General features: G+C 61.5%; 19 protein-coding genes and 1 pseudogene. 13 read left to right on the top strand and 7 right to left on the bottom strand.

Translation table 11 applies throughout. The features are described 5' to 3' along the window. Nucleotides 1-5 precede the first annotated feature (5 nt). The 9 genes from secY to ABW22_RS00715 all read left to right on the top strand — a co-directional run bounded on the left by secY (nt 6) and on the right by ABW22_RS00715 (nt 5,623). Nucleotides 6-1,319, top strand: a complete 1,314-nt coding sequence (gene secY, locus ABW22_RS00750) for a preprotein translocase subunit SecY (protein WP_059750926.1) — start codon at nt 6-8, stop codon at nt 1,317-1,319. A 1-nt stretch (nt 1,320) separates the two neighbouring features. Then, nucleotides 1,321-1,545, top strand: a complete 225-nt coding sequence (gene infA, locus ABW22_RS00745) for a translation initiation factor IF-1 (RefSeq protein WP_059750924.1) — start codon at nt 1,321-1,323, stop codon at nt 1,543-1,545. Nucleotides 1,546-1,589: 44 nt separating this feature from the next. After that, the gene (rpmJ, locus tag ABW22_RS16595; RefSeq protein ID WP_026240735.1) at nt 1,590-1,703 is read left to right on the top strand and encodes a 50S ribosomal protein L36; all 114 of its coding nucleotides are present in this window, start codon (nt 1,590-1,592) and stop codon (nt 1,701-1,703) included. 90 nt (nt 1,704-1,793) lie between these two features. Continuing rightward, complete coding sequence (rpsM, locus tag ABW22_RS00740; RefSeq protein ID WP_059750923.1) at nt 1,794-2,150, top strand: 30S ribosomal protein S13; 357 nt, start codon at nt 1,794-1,796, stop codon at nt 2,148-2,150. Nucleotides 2,151-2,159: 9 nt separating this feature from the next. After that, nucleotides 2,160-2,552, top strand: a complete 393-nt coding sequence (gene rpsK / locus ABW22_RS00735) for a 30S ribosomal protein S11 (protein ID WP_059750921.1) — start codon at nt 2,160-2,162, stop codon at nt 2,550-2,552. A 14-nt stretch (nt 2,553-2,566) separates the two neighbouring features. After that, nucleotides 2,567-3,196 carry a 30S ribosomal protein S4 gene (gene rpsD, locus ABW22_RS00730; RefSeq protein ID WP_059750919.1) on the top strand — a complete coding sequence of 210 codons (630 nt, stop codon included), beginning with the start codon at nt 2,567-2,569 and terminating at the stop codon, nt 3,194-3,196. A gap of 56 nt (nt 3,197-3,252) precedes the next feature. After that, nucleotides 3,253-4,233 (top strand): DNA-directed RNA polymerase subunit alpha, encoded by a 981-nt coding sequence (locus ABW22_RS00725; RefSeq protein ID WP_059750917.1) that lies wholly within the window; start codon nt 3,253-3,255, stop codon nt 4,231-4,233. Nucleotides 4,234-4,331: 98 nt separating this feature from the next. After that, nucleotides 4,332-4,721 (top strand): 50S ribosomal protein L17, encoded by a 390-nt coding sequence (gene rplQ / locus ABW22_RS00720; RefSeq protein WP_059750916.1) that lies wholly within the window; start codon nt 4,332-4,334, stop codon nt 4,719-4,721. Nucleotides 4,722-4,894: 173 nt separating this feature from the next. Then, a complete protein-coding gene (locus tag ABW22_RS00715) occupies nt 4,895-5,623 on the top strand; it encodes an SAM hydrolase/SAM-dependent halogenase family protein (protein ID WP_059750914.1) in 729 nt (242 codons plus the stop codon). A 6-nt stretch (nt 5,624-5,629) separates the two neighbouring features. Here the strand turns inward: ABW22_RS00715 and ABW22_RS00710 are convergent, their stop codons facing one another. The 7 genes and pseudogenes from ABW22_RS00710 to uvrA form a co-directional block, all read right to left on the bottom strand. Then, nucleotides 5,630-6,886, bottom strand: coding sequence for a glycerate kinase type-2 family protein (locus tag ABW22_RS00710; RefSeq protein ID WP_059750912.1), 1,257 nt, complete (start codon nt 6,884-6,886; stop codon nt 5,630-5,632). A gap of 16 nt (nt 6,887-6,902) precedes the next feature. Next, entirely contained in the window at nt 6,903-7,400 is a 498-nt protein-coding gene (locus ABW22_RS00705) for an efflux RND transporter permease subunit (protein WP_059750910.1), read from the bottom strand. 110 nt (nt 7,401-7,510) lie between these two features. Then, nucleotides 7,511-7,810, bottom strand: a complete 300-nt coding sequence (locus ABW22_RS17110) for a hypothetical protein (protein WP_059750908.1) — start codon at nt 7,808-7,810, stop codon at nt 7,511-7,513. Nucleotides 7,811-7,937: 127 nt separating this feature from the next. Further along, nucleotides 7,938-8,672: a pseudouridine synthase gene (locus tag ABW22_RS00695; protein WP_059750907.1), complete on the bottom strand. Its 735-nt coding sequence runs from the start codon at nt 8,670-8,672 to the stop codon at nt 7,938-7,940. An 81-nt stretch (nt 8,673-8,753) separates the two neighbouring features. Then, complete coding sequence (locus tag ABW22_RS00690) at nt 8,754-9,008, bottom strand: hypothetical protein (RefSeq protein ID WP_202813885.1); 255 nt, start codon at nt 9,006-9,008, stop codon at nt 8,754-8,756. Between the two features lie 36 nt (nt 9,009-9,044). Then, nucleotides 9,045-9,209 (bottom strand): annotated as a pseudogene (locus ABW22_RS16590) (addiction module protein); the annotation flags it as partial. 210 nt (nt 9,210-9,419) lie between these two features. Beyond that, nucleotides 9,420-12,242, bottom strand: coding sequence for an excinuclease ABC subunit UvrA (gene uvrA, locus ABW22_RS00685; protein WP_059750905.1), 2,823 nt, complete (start codon nt 12,240-12,242; stop codon nt 9,420-9,422). A 111-nt stretch (nt 12,243-12,353) separates the two neighbouring features. Here uvrA and ABW22_RS00680 point away from each other — a divergent pair, with 111 nt between their 5' ends. The 4 genes from ABW22_RS00680 (at nt 12,354) to ABW22_RS00665 (ending at nt 16,798) form a co-directional block, all read left to right on the top strand. After that, the gene (locus ABW22_RS00680) at nt 12,354-13,715 is read left to right on the top strand and encodes an MFS transporter (RefSeq protein ID WP_059750996.1); all 1,362 of its coding nucleotides are present in this window, start codon (nt 12,354-12,356) and stop codon (nt 13,713-13,715) included. Between the two features lie 54 nt (nt 13,716-13,769). After that, entirely contained in the window at nt 13,770-14,267 is a 498-nt protein-coding gene (gene ssb / locus ABW22_RS00675) for a single-stranded DNA-binding protein (protein WP_059750903.1), read from the top strand. Between the two features lie 92 nt (nt 14,268-14,359). Continuing rightward, nucleotides 14,360-16,405 carry a TonB-dependent receptor plug domain-containing protein gene (locus tag ABW22_RS00670; protein WP_059750900.1) on the top strand — a complete coding sequence of 682 codons (2,046 nt, stop codon included), beginning with the start codon at nt 14,360-14,362 and terminating at the stop codon, nt 16,403-16,405. 138 nt (nt 16,406-16,543) lie between these two features. Next, nucleotides 16,544-16,798 carry an FmdB family zinc ribbon protein gene (locus ABW22_RS00665; protein ID WP_059750898.1) on the top strand — a complete coding sequence of 85 codons (255 nt, stop codon included), beginning with the start codon at nt 16,544-16,546 and terminating at the stop codon, nt 16,796-16,798. The last annotated feature ends 73 nt before the right edge of the window (nt 16,799-16,871 follow it).

Raw genomic sequence — 16,871 nt, 5'->3', positions numbered from 1 at the left:
ACGCTTTGGCCACGCCCAAATCCGGCTTGAATAAATTCGGCGACCTCAAGCGCCGCTTGCTATTTTTGCTTGGCGCATTGATCGTCTACCGTATTGGCACCTTTATTCCGGTGCCGGGTATCGATCCGCTGGTGCTCGATCAGTTGTTCAAGTCGCAGCAAGGCGGCATTCTGGGCATGTTCAACATGTTCTCGGGTGGCGCGCTGTCGCGTTTCAGCCTGTTTGCGCTGGGAATCATGCCGTACATTTCGGCGTCGATCATCGTGCAGTTGATGACGACGGTCTCGCCGCAGCTGGAAGCGCTGAAAAAAGAGGGCGAGTCCGGGCGTCGCAAGATTACGCAGTACACCCGCTACGGCACCCTGTTCCTGGCGGTGTTTCAGGCGCTGGGGATTTCCATAGCGCTGGAATCCCAGGCAGGTTTGGTGCTGGATCCCGGTATGGGTTTTCGTTTGATTACGGTGGCAACCTTGACTGCCGGCACGATGTTCCTCATGTGGTTGGGTGAGCAAATTACCGAGCGTGGTCTGGGTAATGGTATCTCGATCATTATTTTCGCGGGCATTGTGGCAGGCTTGCCCTCCGCGATCGGCGGCACACTGGAATTGACGCGAACCGGCGCATTCCCGATTCCGCTGGTGTTGATGTTGTTTGTGGGCGTGCTGCTGGTGACCGCGCTGGTGGTGTTTGTTGAGCGGGGTCAGCGCAAGATTCTGGTCAACTACGCCAAGCGTCAGGTCGGCAAGATGGTAGTGGGTGGGCAGAGTTCGCATCTGCCGCTCAAACTGAATATGGCTGGGGTGATTCCGCCAATTTTTGCCTCCAGCATCATTTTGTTTCCGGCCACCCTGGCGGGATGGTTCGGCAGCGGTGAGGGCATGGGCTGGTTGAGGGAGATCGGCTCGTCCTTATCTCCCGGGCAGCCGGTATATGTTCTGGCGTACGCGCTGGCGATCATTTTCTTCTGCTTTTTCTATACGGCCCTGGTGTTCAATCCCAAGGAAACGGCAGACAACCTGAAGAAAAGTGGTGCGTTTGTTCCGGGTATCCGCCCGGGGGATCAGACAGCACGCTACATCGACAAGATTCTGACCCGGCTGACGCTGGTGGGGGCGATCTACATCACCCTGGTGTGTTTGTTGCCCGAGTTTCTGATTTTGAAATGGAATGTTCCCTTCTACTTTGGTGGAACATCCCTGCTGATTATTGTGGTGGTGACCATGGACTTCATGGCTCAGGTTCAGGCCTATGTCATGTCTCACCAGTATGAAGGCTTGCTCAAGAAAGCCAATTTCAAGAACGGCTTGGCAGGACGATGACATGCCTAAGGAAAAGGAAGATGTCATCCAGATGCAGGGTGAGGTCATCGAAAACCTGCCTAACGCCACGTTTCGAGTCAAGCTGGAAAATGGCCATGTTTTACTGGGTTATATTTCGGGAAAAATGCGTATGCACTACATCCGCATTCTTCCCGGTGACAAGGTGACGGTTGAGCTCACCCCGTACGATTTAACCAAAGGCCGGATCGTTTTTCGGGCCAAATGATTTTTGACCGGCAGCATGCCGCCGGCGAGTGAATGGAGAAAACCATGAGAGTACAGGCTTCAGTCAAAAAAATGTGCCGCAAGTGCAAGGTTGTACGCCGCAAGGGTGTTGTGCGTGTGATCTGTGATGATCCACGGCACAAGCAGCGCCAGGGATGAGCGGGCAATTGTTGGTCGGTTTGAATTCGAGTCAACCTGAAGCCGGGTTGACGTGTTATAATTTTTTGTTTTGCGTTTGGGGCTCTGCGAATGGCTCGTATTGCTGGGGTTAATATCCCGAATCATCAACACGCGATTATTGCGTTGACCGCCATTTATGGCATTGGCAGGACTTCGTCCGGCAAGATTTGCGAAGCGGCTGGCGTTGCCCAGACTTCGAAAATCAAGGATTTGTCAGAAGCCGAGGTTGAGCGCATACGTGAAGTCGTGTCCAAGTTCACGGTCGAGGGCGACCTGCGCCGCGAAACCACCATGAACATCAAGCGATTGATGGATCTTGGTTGCTATCGCGGCTTGCGCCACCGTAAAGGCTTGCCGGTGCGAGGTCAGCGTACACGCACCAACGCGCGAACCCGCAAGGGGCCGCGCAAGGCCATCAGGAAATAAAGGTTAACCATGGCAACGAAACCAGCAACGCGTGTCCGTAAAAAGGTCAAGAAGAATGTCGCAGAAGGTATTGCGCACATTCATGCTTCGTTCAACAACACCATCGTGACGATCACCGATCGTCAGGGTAATGCCCTGTCGTGGGCAACCGCTGGTGGTGCGGGTTTCAAGGGCTCGCGCAAGTCGACTCCGTTCGCGGCGCAGGTTGCGGCGGAAAACGCCGGCAAAATGGCGCAGGAGTGCGGCGTCAAAAACCTGGAAGTTCGGATCAAGGGCCCTGGTCCTGGTCGCGATTCCACTGTGCGTGCGTTGAATGCGCTGGGTTTCAAGATCGTCACGATCTCGGATGTTACCCCGATCCCGCATAACGGTTGCCGTCCCTCCAAAAAGCGTCGTATCTAATACTAGGCAAAATCATGGCTCGTAATCTTGATCCCAAATGCCGTCAGTGCCGCCGTGAAGGCGAAAAGCTCTTCCTGAAGGGCGAGAAGTGTTTCACTGACAAGTGCGCCATCGAGCGCCGTCCCTATGCGCCTGGTCAACATGGCCAGAAAAGCGGTGCCCGCCTGTCTGGTTATGGCATCCAGTTGCGTGAAAAACAAAAAATTCGCCGTATCTACGGGGTGCTGGAAGGCCAGTTCCGCCTGACATACAAGCGGGCGGACAGCCGCAAGGGCGTGACCGGTGAAAACCTGCTGTCGATGCTTGAGTCGCGGCTGGATTCGGTGTGCTATCGCATGGGCTTTGGTGCATCGCGCACCGAGGCGCGCCAGGTGCTGCGTCACAACGGCATTATGGTGAACGGTCGCCGGGTCAATATCCCGTCATATCAGGTTCGTGCCGGTGACGTGGTTGAGGTTGCGGAAAAAGCGAAAGCCCATCTGCGCATCAAGGCGGCTTCAGAAGCGGCGGCTGCGCGTGGTTATCCGGAGTGGGTCGAAGTTGACGCCAAGATGCTCAAAGGAACCTACAAGGCCGCACCGCAACGCTCGGAACTGCCGTCGACCATCAATGAATCGCTGGTCATCGAACTGTACTCCAAATAAGTTGGCCTGGTCTCTGTGCCCCGGTCCTAAGGGCTGGTTTTAAGGAATTGCACTCTATGCAAAGCGCTACGGAATTTCTCAAGCCGCGTATTGTGGAGGTGGATCGCTCCTCCCCGTTACACGCCAAGGTCATCATGGAGCCCTTCGAGCGTGGCTATGGCCATACGCTCGGCAATGCGCTGCGTCGTATTCTGCTGTCTTCCATGGTTGGCTATGCGCCGACCGAAGTGTCGATCAGCGGCGTCGTACACGAGTACTCGACCATCGAGGGGGTGCAGGAGGATGTCGTTGATATTCTGCTGAACCTCAAAGGCATTGCTTTCAAGATGCACGGCAAGTCCGAGGCCATCCTGAAAGTCTCCAAGGCCGGCGAAGGCGTGGTGACGGCGGGCGACATCGAAATCGGCCATGACATCGAAGTGCTGAATCCGGATCACGTGATTGCTCACCTGACCAAGGGCGGCAAACTCGACATGGAAATCAAGATCGAGAGCGGTCGCGGCTATCAGCCGGCGACCGTGCGCAAAGTTTCGGAAGAAACCCGCGCCGTCGGTTCGATTCTGATCGACGCCTCGTTCAGCCCGGTTCGGCGCGTCGCCTACACCGTTGAGAGTGCGCGTGTCGAACAGCGCACCGACCTCGACCGCCTGGTGATCGACATTGAAACCAATGGCGTGGTCGAGCCGGAAGAAGCCGTGCGTACCGCTGCGCGCATCCTGGTGAGCCAGCTCTCCGTGTTTGCCGATCTGGAAGGCACCCCGGCCGAGTCCGAGTCGCCGCGTTCGCCACAGGTTGATCCCCTGTTGCTGCGCCCGGTCGATGACCTCGAATTGACCGTGCGTTCGGCCAATTGCCTGAAAGCCGAAAATATCTATTTCATCGGCGACCTGATCCAGCGTTCCGAATCGGAATTGCTGCGCACCCCTAATCTGGGCCGCAAGTCGCTGAACGAAATCAAGGACGTGCTGGCTTCCAAGAGCCTGTCCTTGGGGATGAAGCTGGAAAACTGGCCGCCCGCCGGTCTCGAGCGTCCCTGAACCCCTTAAGAAATACCCTGTAACCCAATCAAACAATAAAGTGCGGGTCGCCGTGGCAGGCGACCTAGCCCAAGAATACTGACCCAAAAGGAATCGCCATGCGTCATCGTCAATCCAACCGCAAGCTGAACCGCACCACCAGCCATCGTCTGGCCATGTTCCGCAACATGAGTGTGTCGCTGCTGAAGCACGAAATCATCAAGACCACGCTGCCGAAAGCCAAGGAACTGCGCCGCTTCGTCGAGCCGCTGATCACCCTGGGTAAGGAACCCAGCCTGGCCAACCATCGCCTGGCATTCGACCGCCTGCGTGACCGCGACATGGTCGTCAAGCTGTTCGGCGAACTGGGCCCGCGTTACAAGACACGGCCGGGTGGCTATCTGCGCATTCTGAAATACGGCTTCCGCAATGGCGACAATGCGCCGATGGCGCTGGTCGAACTGGTGGATCGTCCCGAGACCGATGTCGAGGCTGCTGAGGCCGAGTAAATCGAGTTTGCGTCGCGATGCAAAAAAGCCGGGATCACCCGGCTTTTTTCATGGCCTGTTTTAAGCGTGTCCCACGCAGAAGTGGTGCTTGCCGGGCCAGACTTCATGATGTATTTGCCGCGGGCCGGCCTTGTCAGGCATAGTCATCCTTCCCCGCTAGCCAGGAAAAGCCTGTGATCGTTCTTTTCACCGATTTCGGCGTGCGCGATCCCTATGTCGGGCAGGTCAAGGCGCGCCTCGCAGAACACGCGCCCGCACAGCTGGTGGTGGACCTGCTGCATGAGGTACCGGACTTCAACCCGCATGCGGGCGCGCATTTGCTGGCGGCGTTTGCCCCGGGCTTTCCGCCCGGCAGTGTGTTTCTGGCGGTGGTTGATCCCGGCGTCGGCACGCCGCGCGATGCCGTGGTGGCCCTGGCCGGCGGCCGCTGGTTTGTTGGACCGGACAACGGGCTGTTGTCGGTCCTTGCCGCACGCCATGCAGACACCCGGCTGTGGCGCATTACCTGGCAGCCTGAGGGCCTGTCGGCGACGTTTCACGGGCGCGACCTGTTTGCACTGATCGCGGCAGACATCGCGCGCGGCGAATTCCCCACCCACAAGCTGAACCCGATAGACAAGCTGAATGTCGAGTTCGATGCCGGCGACCTGGGGCGGGTGATTTATATCGACCATTACGGCAACGCCTGGACCGGCGTGCGCGGGGTGCTGCAGGACGCGCGCGTGAGCGCAGCGGGCGAAGCATTCAAGCACAGCGAGAGCTTCGGCTTTGTCGGCAAGGGCGAAGGTTTCTGGTTCAACAACAGCGTCGGCTTGCTGGAGCTTGCGGTGAACCGGGGCAGTGCCGCCGCCGCGTTTGGCCTGAAGGTGGGCGATCCGGTGCGGGTGCAGCGCCTTAACTGATCGCGTTCAGTTCAGCCCGAGCAGTAGCGCCCGGTAGTCGTTGACGTTGGTGCGGGTGGGGCCGCTGACGACCAGATCGCCAAGGGCGGCAAAAAATCCGTGACTGTCGTGTGCGGCCAGAAAGTCGGCCGCGTCGAGGCCGCGCTCATGCGCGCGAAGCAGCGTGTCGGGGCCGATCAACGCCCCCGCGTTGTCCTCGCTGCCGTCGATACCGTCGGTGTCGCAGGCGATCGCCCACGCCGGCGTGCCCGCCAATTCAACAACCAGGGCCAGCAGAAATTCGGCGTTGCGGCCGCCGCGTCCATGCTGTGGGCGCAGGGTGACGGTGGTCTCGCCGCCGGAAATCAATGCGATTGGACGCGACTTCACGGCGCGCGCCAGCGCGGCGTGTTGTTTGGCCACGGCCTGAGTATCGCCGCTGACGCTGTCTGACAACACCATGGCGGGAATGCCGTATTGTTCGAAATAGGCGCACGCGGCTTCGAGGCTGGCCTGCGCGCTGGCGATGATGCGGTTTTCCGTGCGCGCGAAACAGGGATCGCCGGGCTTCGGCGTGTCGGCCTCCGATGCAGCTTGTTCCAAATGACGGCGTACGCCGGCGGGCGGGGCGATGCCGAAGTGCTGCAACCGTTCGAGCGCATCGGCGCAGGTGGTGGGGTCGGGCGCGCAGGGGCCGGACGCGATATGGGTCGGGTCGTCGCCGACGACGTCTGAAATGATCAGCGCCAGCGTGTGTGCGCCATGCGACGCCTGCGCCAGGCGCCCGCCCGACAGGCGGGTGAGATGCTTGCGCACGGTGTTGATGTCGTGGATGGTCGCGCCTGCATTGAGCAGCGCCTTGGTCACCTGGCGCAATTCCTTCAGGCTCACCCCTTTTACCGGCGCGGCGAGCAGGCTGGAACCGCCGCCCGAAATCAGTGCCAGCAGCAGATCGTCCGGACATAATTGGCTCGCCATTTCGAGCATGCGCAAGGCGGCTGCTTCGCCGCGTCCGTCGGGGAGCGGATGGCTGGCCTCGACGACCTCGATGCGGCGCGTGGGCAGGCCGTGCCGGTAGCGGGTAACGACCAGTCCAGACAGTGGCGCATCGGCTGGCCAGTGAGCCTCCACCGCGGCGGCCATGCTGGCGGCGGCCTTGCCGCCACCGACGACCAGGGTACGGCCGCGTGGTGGTGCGGGCAGGTGCGGTGGCAGGATGTGCGCGGGGTCGGCGGCGGCCACCGCGGCACGGAAGGATTCCAGCAGCAGATCGCGCGGGTTCATCCTGGTGGTCGTCAGATCAGACGGCCGGCGCGCGGCGCAGTCTGCGCACAAGGCCGCCGCGCAGCCCCGGCCCGATCTGCATCGCCAGTCGGAACAGGATCGGTATGGTGAACAGCGTGAGCGTGGTGGCGACCAGCAGGCCCCACACCAGGCTCGCTGCCATTGGCCCCCAGATCAGCGACTTGCCGCCGAGCCCGACAGCGAGCGAGAACAGGCCGCCGATGGTGGTGGTGATGATGATGGGGACAACGCGGCGCCGCGCGGCATACAGCGTGGCGTGCAACAGGCCCATGCCGGACGCGAGCCGTGCGTTGGCGGCGTCGATCAGCACGATCGCGGAGTTGACCGCGATGCCGGTGAGCGCGATGACGCCGTACAGCGTGTACAGGCTGAGCGGGTTCTGCGTGATGAAGAGGCCGAACACCACGCCGGTGAAGGCCATTGGCACCGTCAGCAGGATCAGCAGCGGCTGCCAGTAGGAGCGGAACTGCGCGGCGAGGATGAGAAGGCGCATGGCGGGGCAGGGAAGTGGAATGGCTGAATTGTAGTGGCTGGCCTCCCGGGCCGGTTGCACCAAACAAAACGGCCAGGAAAACCTGACCGTTTGCGCTGCCTGGTGTGGAATTATTGCGCGGCGTCTTTGGCCTTATCGGCCGCTTTCTGCGCGGCATCGGCAGTGTCCTGGGCGGCTTTGGCAGCCGCATCCATCGTAGCCTCACCGGCTGAAGCGGCGGCTTCACCTGTGGCCTCGGCAGCGGCAGCGGCTGCCTCAGCAGCTGAACGTGCGGCTTCTGCAGCGGAATCCGCCGCTGCGCTCGCCGCTTCCCTGGATTCTTCCATGGCGGGGGCAGCGGCTTCTTCAGCTTTTTTGCAGGCGGTCAATGCAAGGGCGGCGAACAGTGCGACGAGAAGTTTGGATTGCATGGCGATCTCCCTGATGTAAATATGAAAATAATGCGAGTCCGGTAACTCACGCCTTTATTGATAGTGCAAAAGATAGAAGAAACAAGCTCTTGCACGGGTACGCAGCCCGATTTTACGTTTGTTCGCTTCAGAACGACTCGTCGTCGCGCAGGTAGCGCCATTGCCCCAGCGGCAGCTCACCCAGCCGCACGCGGCCGATGCGCACGCGTTTCAACCCCGCCACTTTCAGCCCAACCAGTTCGCACATGCGGCGGATCTGGCGCTTGCGGCCCTCTTTCAGGATGAAGCGCAGCTGGTCGGGGTTCTGCCAGCCGACCCTGGCCGGGCGCAGTTTGCGGCCGTCGAGCGAGAGGCCATGGTTGAGCAGCGCGAGACCTTTGTCGTCGAGCCGCCCTTCGACCCGCACCAGATATTCCTTCTCGATATCGGAATTTTCGCCGATCAGCTGTTTGGCAATCCGCCCGTCCTGCGTCAGCACCAAAAGACCGGTCGAATCGATGTCGAGTCGCCCGGCGGGCGCCAGGCCTTTCAGATGCGTCGGATGGAACGCCTGGTTTGCGCGCCCGTCCTGCCACTGCGTTTCGGGACGGATCAGGGTCACGGCCGGTTGATAGCCCGGTTCCGGCTGGCCCGACACATAGCCGACGGGCTTGTGCAGCAGGAGGGTGACGCGCTGCTGCTGTTGCGCGCTGGCCTGCGTGTCCAGGCGGATCGCACAGTTGGGATCGACCTTGGTGCCGAGCTCGCTCACCCGGCGGCCGTCGACGAACACCAGTCCGCGCTCGATGTAGCTGTCAGCCTCGCGGCGCGAGCACAGCCCGCGTTCGGACATCAGTTTGGAGAGGCGGATCGGTTCAGACATGGTGTTGATGGTAACGGTGAATGGGCATCGTTATAGATGCCCGAAAATCGGGGGAGGCAGAATCAAGCAGTGAAATCGCGGTTATTTTTCTGGCAATCGGTCGAACCCGTAAAGTGGCCGCCGCTTTACATCCGCCACCGCCACAATGACGATCATCCCGTCATCCACGCCATACACCAGGCCGTAAGGAAAACGGTTGAGCAGGCAGCGGCGAATCCCGGGGTTAATCAGTTGATAGAGTTCGGGAAACGTGGTGACCAGGCGTACCGCCCGATTGAACTCATCCAGAAAACCGTAGCCTAGCAGCCTGGGCTTCGTACCACGCAAAGGCTTCATCAAGCTCCTGTCGCGCGGGAGCAAGCAACGAAACCTTCAAGGCTTGCGGTACTTCGCCATCACCGCTTCATAGGGGATACTTTCCAACGCCCCATTTTTGTATGCGCGCCAACGCCGGGAGGATTCTTCCGCCCAGGCCGCTTCAATTTCCGCATCGGGTTGCAGCACATCGCGGATCACCTGATCGACCAGCTCCGCTCGCTCGCTCGGCGGGCGGGAGTTTCTCGATTTCGCGTACCAGTTCCAAAGCGCTTGCCATGATTCAACTCTCCATAGTGAACAATAACTTGTTCTCCAAGGCTCAAGCTTATTTGAAAGCCAATCCTGTGTCCAAGCTCATTCCAAGCATGTCGAGATGCGCAACGTACCGTAGGTCACTTTCGTCAGTCATCAACCGATCTTCTCCTAATATCAGTGTCGCGCCAGCACCGGTTGCAGGTACTGCCCGGTATGGCTGGCCGGATTGTCGGCCACCGCCTCGGGCGTGCCTTCGGCGATGATCTGGCCGCCGCCGCCGCCGCCTTCGGGGCCGAGGTCGATCAGCCAGTCGGCGGTCTTGATGACGTCGAGGTTGTGTTCGATGACGACCACGCTGTTGCCGGCCTCACTCAGGCGCTGCAGCACTTTCAGTAGCAGGTCGATGTCGGCGAAATGCAGGCCCGTGGTCGGCTCGTCGAGGATGTACAGCGTGCGGCCGGTGTCGCGCTTGGACAGTTCGAGCGCGAGCTTGACCCGCTGCGCCTCGCCCCCCGACAGCGTGGTGGCGGACTGGCCGAGGCGAATGTAGCCCAAGCCGACGTCGAGCAGGGTTTGCAGCTTGCGTCGGACCACCGGCACCGCAGCGAAGAATTCGTGCGCGTGCTCGATAGTCATTTCCAGCACGTCGCGGATGGCCTTGCCCTTGTACTGGATTTCCAGCGTCTCGCGGTTGTAGCGCGCGCCGTGGCAGACGTCGCACGGCACATAGATGTCGGGCAGGAAGTGCATTTCGACCTTGATCACGCCGTCGCCCTGGCAGGCCTCGCAGCGTCCGCCCTTGACGTTGAAGCTGAAGCGGCCCGGCCCGTAGCCGCGCATGCGTGATTCCGGCACGCCGGCGAACAGCTCGCGGATCGGCGTGAACAATCCCGTGTAGGTCGCTGGGTTGGAGCGCGGGGTGCGGCCGATCGGCGACTGATCGACGTTGATCACCTTGTCGAAGAATTCCAGGCCGCGGATCTCGCCGTGCGGCGCGGGTTCGGCCGACGAGCCGTACAGATGGCGCGCGACGGCGGCATACAAGGTGTCGTTGATCAGCGTGGATTTGCCCGAGCCGGACACACCGGTGATGCAGACGAACAGACCGACCGGCAGATTGAGCGTGACGTGCTTCAGGTTGTTGCCGCGGGCGTCGGTCACCACCAATTGCCGCTCGGGGTCGGGCTGGCGGCGTGTTTTCGGAATGGCGATGCGCCGCCGCCCGGACAGGTACTGCCCGGTGAGCGAGTGTTCGCTCAGGCGAATCGCTTCAGGCGTGCCTTCCGCCACCACTTCGCCGCCGTGCACGCCGGCGCCGGGGCCCATGTCGACCACATAGTCGGCGGCGCGGATCGCGTCCTCGTCGTGCTCGACCACCAGCACCGAGTTGCCGATGTCGCGCAGGTGCTTCAGCGTGCCCAGCAGGCGGTCGTTGTCGCGCTGGTGCAGGCCGATCGAGGGCTCGTCCAGCACGTACATCACGCCGGTCAGCCCCGAGCCGATCTGCGACGCCAGCCGGATGCGCTGCGACTCGCCGCCGGACAGCGTGTCGGCGGAGCGGTCGAGCGACAGGTAGTCCAGCCCGACGTTATTCAGAAAGCCGACGCGGGCGATGATCTCCTTGACGATGCGGTCGGCGATCTGCGCGCGGTGGCCGTCGAGTGTCAGCGCCTCGAAAAACGCCAGCACCTGTTTCAGCGGCATCGCGCTGACGACGTAAATCGGCACGCCGCCCACCATCACGTGACGCGCTTCCTCGCGCAGCCGGGTGCCGTTGCAGGCGGGGCAGGACTTGTTGTTCTGGTATTTGGCGAGTTCCTCGCGCACCGCCGTCGAGTCGGACTCGTGGTAGCGCCGTGCCATGCTGGCGAGCACGCCCTCGAACGGGTAGCTTTTCGTGGTGTAGCCGCCGCGCGGGGCCAGTGTCTGGAACGCGATCGCCTCGCGGCCAGAGCCGTTCAGAATTACGTCGCGGGTGCGCTCGGGCAGCGATTCCCACGGCGTGTCGAGGTCGAAGCCGTAATGCATCGCCAGGCTCTGCAGCATCATGAAAAAGAACTGGTTGCGCTTGTCCCAGCCCTTGATCGCGCCGTTTGCCAGTGAAAGATGCGGAAAGGCGACCACGCGCGCCGGGTCGAAGAAGGTGATCTGGCCGAGGCCGTCGCAGGTCGGGCAGGCGCCCATCGGGTTGTTGAACGAAAACAGGCGCGGCTCCAGTTCGGGCAGCGCATAGCTGCACACCGGGCAGGCGAACTTGGCGGAAAAAAGATGCTCGCGGCCGGCGTCCATTTCCACCGCCAGCGCGCGGCCTTCCGAGTGGCGCAGCGCGGTCTCGAAACTTTCAGCCAGCCGCTGCTTGGCGTCGGCACGCACTTTTAAACGATCCACCACCACTTCGATGGTGTGCTTCTTGTTCTTGTCGAGCTTGGGAATGGCGTCGATCTCGTGCACCCCGCCGTCGACCCGCACCCGCACGAAACCCTGTGCGCGCAGTTCGGCAAACAATTCGAGGTTTTCGCCCTTGCGTCCCACCACCAGCGGCGCCAGGATCATCAGCTTGGTGTCTTCCGGCAGCGCCAGCACCGCGTCGACCATCTGCGATACCGTCTGCGCGGCGAGCGTGATGCCGTGTTCCGGGCACTGCGGGTCGCCGACGCGGGCGTACAAGAGGCGCAGGTAGTCGTGGATTTCGGTGACGGTGCCGACGGTCGAGCGCGGGTTGTGGCTGGTGGCCTTCTGCTCGATCGAGATCGCCGGTGATAGACCCTCGATCAGGTCGACGTCGGGCTTTTCCATCAGCTGCAGAAACTGCCGCGCATAGGCCGACAGCGACTCGACATAGCGGCGCTGGCCCTCGGCGTAAAGCGTGTCGAAGGCGAGCGAGGACTTGCCCGAACCCGACAAGCCCGTGATCACCACCAGCTTGTTGCGCGGCAGATCGAGGTTGATGTTCTTCAGATTGTGGGTGCGGGCGCCACGGATGCGGATGAATTCCATTGTTTGACGGCTATCGGTTAAGGCAGCGAGCTGAATTCGCAACCTGCTAATATAACGGACTTCCCGAATTAGCCGAATCCCGCAGTGGCCCACATCGACCTGTCCGAAAATATGACCCGCGCCGAAAAGCGTGCCGCATCGGGTCTGGCGGCAATTTTCGGCCTGCGCATGCTGGGCATGTTTCTGATCCTGCCGGTGTTCGCGCTGTATGCCGAGGATCTTCCTGGCGGCGACAACCACACCCTGGTTGGCCTCGCGCTCGGCATGTATGGCCTGACCCAGGCCATCCTGATGATTCCCTTCGGCATGGCGTCCGACCGCATCGGCCGCAAGAAGGTCATCATCTTCGGCCTCATCGTGTTTGCGTTCGGCAGCTTCGTTGCCATGGCAGCCACCGACATCTACTGGACTATTTTCGGCCGCGCACTGCAGGGCGCCGGCGCCATTTCCGCCGCCGTCACCGCAATGCTGGCCGACCTCACCCGCGAGGAGCACCGCACCAAGGCGATGGCGCTGGTCGGCTCCACCATCGGTATCACCTTCGCGGTGTCGCTGGTGGCCGGCCCCGCGCTTAACCGCGTGATCGGCGTGCCGGGGATTTTTGCCCTGACTGGCGTGCTCGCGCTGGCCGCCATCTGGGTGGTGAAAGTGTGGGTGCCCGATCCCGCCGACAGCCACTATCACGCCGACGCCCAGGCCAACCCGGCGAAACTGAAGGATGTGCTGCGGGACGGCCAGCTTGCGCGGCTCGATTTCGGCATCTTCGCGCTGCATGCGGCGCAGATGGCGATGTTCGTGGTGGTGCCGGTGGCGCTCAAGAACAGCGGCCTCGCCGTCGACCAGCACTGGGCGGTGTACCTGCCGGTGCTGCTGGGTTCCTTCGTGCTGATGGTGCCAGCCATTATTGTGGGCGAAAAGCGCGGCCAGATGAAGCCGGTGTTCATCGGCGCGGTGGCGCTGATGCTGCTAGCGCAGCTGGGATTCGCGTTCGGCATTGACCACTTCTGGGGCATCGTGTGGGCGCTGTTTTTCTATTTCGTCGCGTTCAACCTGCTCGAAGCCAGCCTGCCTTCGCTGATTTCCAAGCTCGCCCCGGTGTCGGCCAAAGGCACGGCGATGGGGGTCTACAATACCGCACAGGCGCTGGGACTGTTCTTTGGCGGCGTGTTCGGCGGCTGGCTGGCGCAGCATCATGGCTTCCAGGCCGTGTTCATCTTCTGCGTGGTCCTGATGGCGGCATGGCTGGTCGCGAGCCTGTCGATGAAGGCGCCGCCCGCGATCAAGACCCGCATGTTTCGCGTTGGCGTGATGCCTGCGGACCAGGCTGCGCTGCTGAAGGCGCAACTGGCCGAGGTGGCGGGGGTGGTCGAGGCGGTGGTGCTGGCCGAAGAAGGCGTGGCCATGCTCAAGGTCAGCATCAAAGGCTGGGACGAAGCCGGTGCACGCAGCCTGCTGGATACGGCGGCTGCCTGATAGAATTCGCAGCAGATCAAGCTCAGACCATTCAATTTTAATACAGGGGAAAACATGGCATCCGTCAATAAAGTCATTCTGGTCGGCAACCTGGGGCGCGACCCCGACATGCGCTATCTGCCGAGCGGCGAGGCCGTCGCCAACCTTGCCATCGCCACCACCGACAAGTTCAAGAACAAACAGGGCGAAATGGTCGAGCAGACCGAATGGCATCGTGTCAGCTTCTTCGGCCGCACCGCTGAAGTCTGCGGCCAGTACCTGAAAAAGGGCAGCCAGGTCTACGTCGAAGGTTCGATCCGCACCCGCAAGTACACCGACAAGGAAGGCGTTGAAAAGTACGCCACCGAAATCCGTGGCGACCGCATGCAGATGCTGGGCAGCAAGGGTGGCGGCGGCGGCATGGCCGACATGGACGACGGCGGCTATGACCAAACGGCGGGAGCAGGTGCGCAGGCGGCGCCGAAAAGCCCGCCACGCGGCAATGCCCCGGCCCCCGCGCAACGCCCGGCCAGTAGCGGGTTCGACGACATGGACGACGATATTCCGTTCTGACGCAAGGGATGTACGGTCGGGGGCGTCAGCCCACACGAACACCAAACCAACAAGGCGGAGAGGAGCCTGCGCGCAATACGCGTCGACACGGGGTGAACGGCAAACAGCAGACAAGATTGTGTGGGTTGGGGGTGACGCTCTTGCTGGGCGGCATCCTCGCGGCTAATGGCCCGGCGCAGGCCGCGGTCACCGAGTCCGACTTTTTCGACGAAATGCCGGTCGTATTGTCGGCGTCGCGCCTGTCGCAGCCGGTCAACGAGGCGCCTGCCGCCGTCACCGTCATCGACCGCGAGATGATCCGCGCGTCGGGTTTTCGCGACATTCCCGAACTGTTGCGGCTGGTGCCGGGTTTTTCGGTCGCCTATACGCGCGACAATACCTGGGCGGCCGGCTATCACGGCTTGGGCGACGCCTATTCGCGCCGGTTTCAGGTGCTGGTCGATGGGCGCTCAATTTACAGCCCTCACTACGGTGCAGTGAATTGGACGGATTTGCCGCTTGCGATCGACGACATCGAGCGCATCGAAGTAGTGCGCGGGCCCGACGCTGCAGTCTATGGCGCGAATGCCTTTGCTGCGGTCATCAATATCATCACCAAGACGGCGGCGCAGGTGCCGGGCGAATTCGTTTCACTGCAAACCGGCACCAAGGACATGCGTGGGATGACGGTTCGCCATGGTGGCGGTAACGCAGCACTGCGCTACCGACTGACCGCGTCGGCCCAGCAACGGGATCGCTTCGAGAGGGATGTCACCGGGCCGCCCGATATGGGCATTTCTGTCGGGCAATATTTCGAAGCGAGTCAAACCTACTTTGTCAATGGCCGTGTGGACTGGCAGCGCTCGCCAGACTCGGATGTCATGGCGCAATTCGGTCTGACGCAGGGCAAAGGGAATGCGGGTGCCCGCACCGATGATCCACGGTTTGCGCTCGAACCAACCGAGCAGGATTCGCGCGCACTGTATCTGCAATTCGCTTATCGCAAGGTGGAATCGGAGCGTCGTGAATGGCGGGTGCAGGCATACCATACGCAGAATCGGTTCGATGCGGATGCGTGGGTGTCTCCCCTGGTTTACAACGGCATTGATTACGGCAATGTTGTTGTCGATCAATACCTGCGGCAGTCCCGCAGCAGCATTGATCTGCAGGTGAATGAGCAGTGGGCGCCCAGCCTGCGCGCAGTGTGGGGGGGCGAGTTGTGGCAGGAGACCGTTAAAAGTCCACAGGGTTACCACTCCAGCAAGACAATGCGCGGCGAGATCGCGCGCGCGTTCGGCAACCTCGAATGGCGTCCTCACGAGCGCGTGCTGCTGCAGGGGGGCGCCATGCTGGAACACCATTACTTCACTGGCGCAGATATTTCGCCGCGAGCCGCGGCCAATTTCACTGTGGCGCCGGGCCATGTCATCCGGCTGGGGATATCGCGCGCCTACCGCTCGCCGACTTTCTTTGAGGAGGAGGGCAACCGGGTTCTCCTATCGGAGTCGGGAGCCCCGATCGATGTGCTTACCGTGCCTTCCGGTGGCCTGGAGCCTGAGCGCATCGTGTCACGCGAGATTGCTTATGTCGGACATTGGCGGCCTTTGCGGCTTGATATGGACGTGCGGCTGTTTCGGGATCGGATCGACGACTTCATCGGCATGGTCAAAGTCGACCCGGCGCTTGACGTGTTCGGTTCCCTTCAGTCGAAAGTCTTCAGCGCGGCCAATATTGGCGGGATCGATTCCCACGGCGGGGAAATCCAGATGCGCTGGCGGCCAACCCGTGGGCTGGATGTAAGTGTCCACTATGCCCGTGTTTTCCTGAGTACGGACACTGCCGATACCAATTTCAAAAAAGACATTCCACTATCCGCGCCGCGCAGCAGTTGGGGAATACTCGCCAATTACCATTTTGGCAACCATTGGGAAGCCAGCTTGTTTGCCCAGCGCGCCGACGCCCAGAAATGGCTGACAGAGGGGGATGACACGGAGGCCTTCACCCGGGTCGACGCCCGCCTGGCGCACCGCTGGAAATGGCAGGGGACCGAAATGGAGGCTGCGGTGGTGGGGCAGAACCTAGGCAAGGATTACCAAGAGTTCCGCAACACTAACCTCTTCAGCCGGCGCGTCTACGGCAGCCTGAGCCTGGCCTGGTAGCGGCGGGCCTGAACCCCGGCGCGTTGTCGCCAGATTCGCTGCGTGTGCCCGTTGTTGGGTACCTGTGCCCGTTGTTTGGGTATGTGTGCCCGTTGTTTGGGTATAATTGCGCAACTTATTGATTTATCGGAGCGAATCATGCCGATTTACACTTACAAATGTGTGTCCTGTGGCTTTGCCCAGGATGAAATGCAGAAAATGTCCGATGCGCTGCTGACCGTTTGCCCGTCGTGTGGCAAGGCCGATTACGCCAAGCAGGTGACGGCGGCCGGCTTTGCGCTGAAGGGAACCGGCTGGTACGCCACCGATTTCAAAGATAGCGGCAGCAAGCCCGCCGCCAAGCCAGAAGCTGCCGCGCCCGCCTGCGGCACGGGCGCGTGTCCGGCGTTGTAACTGACTGCTGCGATGGCGCCGGGAAGCGGGCGGTGCGAGCCGCCCGCTTCTTTGTTTCTTGCCTATCCGGTTT

The sequence above is a fragment of the Thiobacillus denitrificans genome (assembly GCF_001530125.1).
Taxonomy (GTDB): domain Bacteria; phylum Pseudomonadota; class Gammaproteobacteria; order Burkholderiales; family Thiobacillaceae; genus Thiobacillus; species Thiobacillus denitrificans_C.
The sequence above is the reverse complement of the archived record's forward strand: the minus strand, read 5'-3'. Positions and strand labels throughout refer to the sequence as shown.

Coding starts and splice junctions, on each gene's coding strand:
- infA (WP_059750924.1), top strand. CDS start 1,321: ATGCCTAAGGAAAAGGAAGATGTCATCCAGATGCAGGGTGAGGTCATC.
- rpmJ (WP_026240735.1), top strand. CDS start 1,590: ATGAGAGTACAGGCTTCAGTCAAAAAAATGTGCCGCAAGTGCAAGGTT.
- rpsM (WP_059750923.1), top strand. CDS start 1,794: ATGGCTCGTATTGCTGGGGTTAATATCCCGAATCATCAACACGCGATT.
- rpsK (WP_059750921.1), top strand. CDS start 2,160: ATGGCAACGAAACCAGCAACGCGTGTCCGTAAAAAGGTCAAGAAGAAT.
- rpsD (WP_059750919.1), top strand. CDS start 2,567: ATGGCTCGTAATCTTGATCCCAAATGCCGTCAGTGCCGCCGTGAAGGC.
- ABW22_RS00725 (WP_059750917.1), top strand. CDS start 3,253: ATGCAAAGCGCTACGGAATTTCTCAAGCCGCGTATTGTGGAGGTGGAT.
- rplQ (WP_059750916.1), top strand. CDS start 4,332: ATGCGTCATCGTCAATCCAACCGCAAGCTGAACCGCACCACCAGCCAT.
- ABW22_RS00710 (WP_059750912.1), bottom strand. CDS start 6,886: ATGAACCCGCGCGATCTGCTGCTGGAATCCTTCCGTGCCGCGGTGGCC.
- ABW22_RS00705 (WP_059750910.1), bottom strand. CDS start 7,400: ATGCGCCTTCTCATCCTCGCCGCGCAGTTCCGCTCCTACTGGCAGCCG.
- ABW22_RS17110 (WP_059750908.1), bottom strand. CDS start 7,810: ATGCAATCCAAACTTCTCGTCGCACTGTTCGCCGCCCTTGCATTGACC.
- ABW22_RS00695 (WP_059750907.1), bottom strand. CDS start 8,672: ATGTCTGAACCGATCCGCCTCTCCAAACTGATGTCCGAACGCGGGCTG.
- ABW22_RS00690 (WP_202813885.1), bottom strand. CDS start 9,008: ATGAAGCCTTTGCGTGGTACGAAGCCCAGGCTGCTAGGCTACGGTTTT.
- uvrA (WP_059750905.1), bottom strand. CDS start 12,242: ATGGAATTCATCCGCATCCGTGGCGCCCGCACCCACAATCTGAAGAAC.
- ABW22_RS00680 (WP_059750996.1), top strand. CDS start 12,354: ATGACCCGCGCCGAAAAGCGTGCCGCATCGGGTCTGGCGGCAATTTTC.
- ssb (WP_059750903.1), top strand. CDS start 13,770: ATGGCATCCGTCAATAAAGTCATTCTGGTCGGCAACCTGGGGCGCGAC.
- ABW22_RS00665 (WP_059750898.1), top strand. CDS start 16,544: ATGCCGATTTACACTTACAAATGTGTGTCCTGTGGCTTTGCCCAGGAT.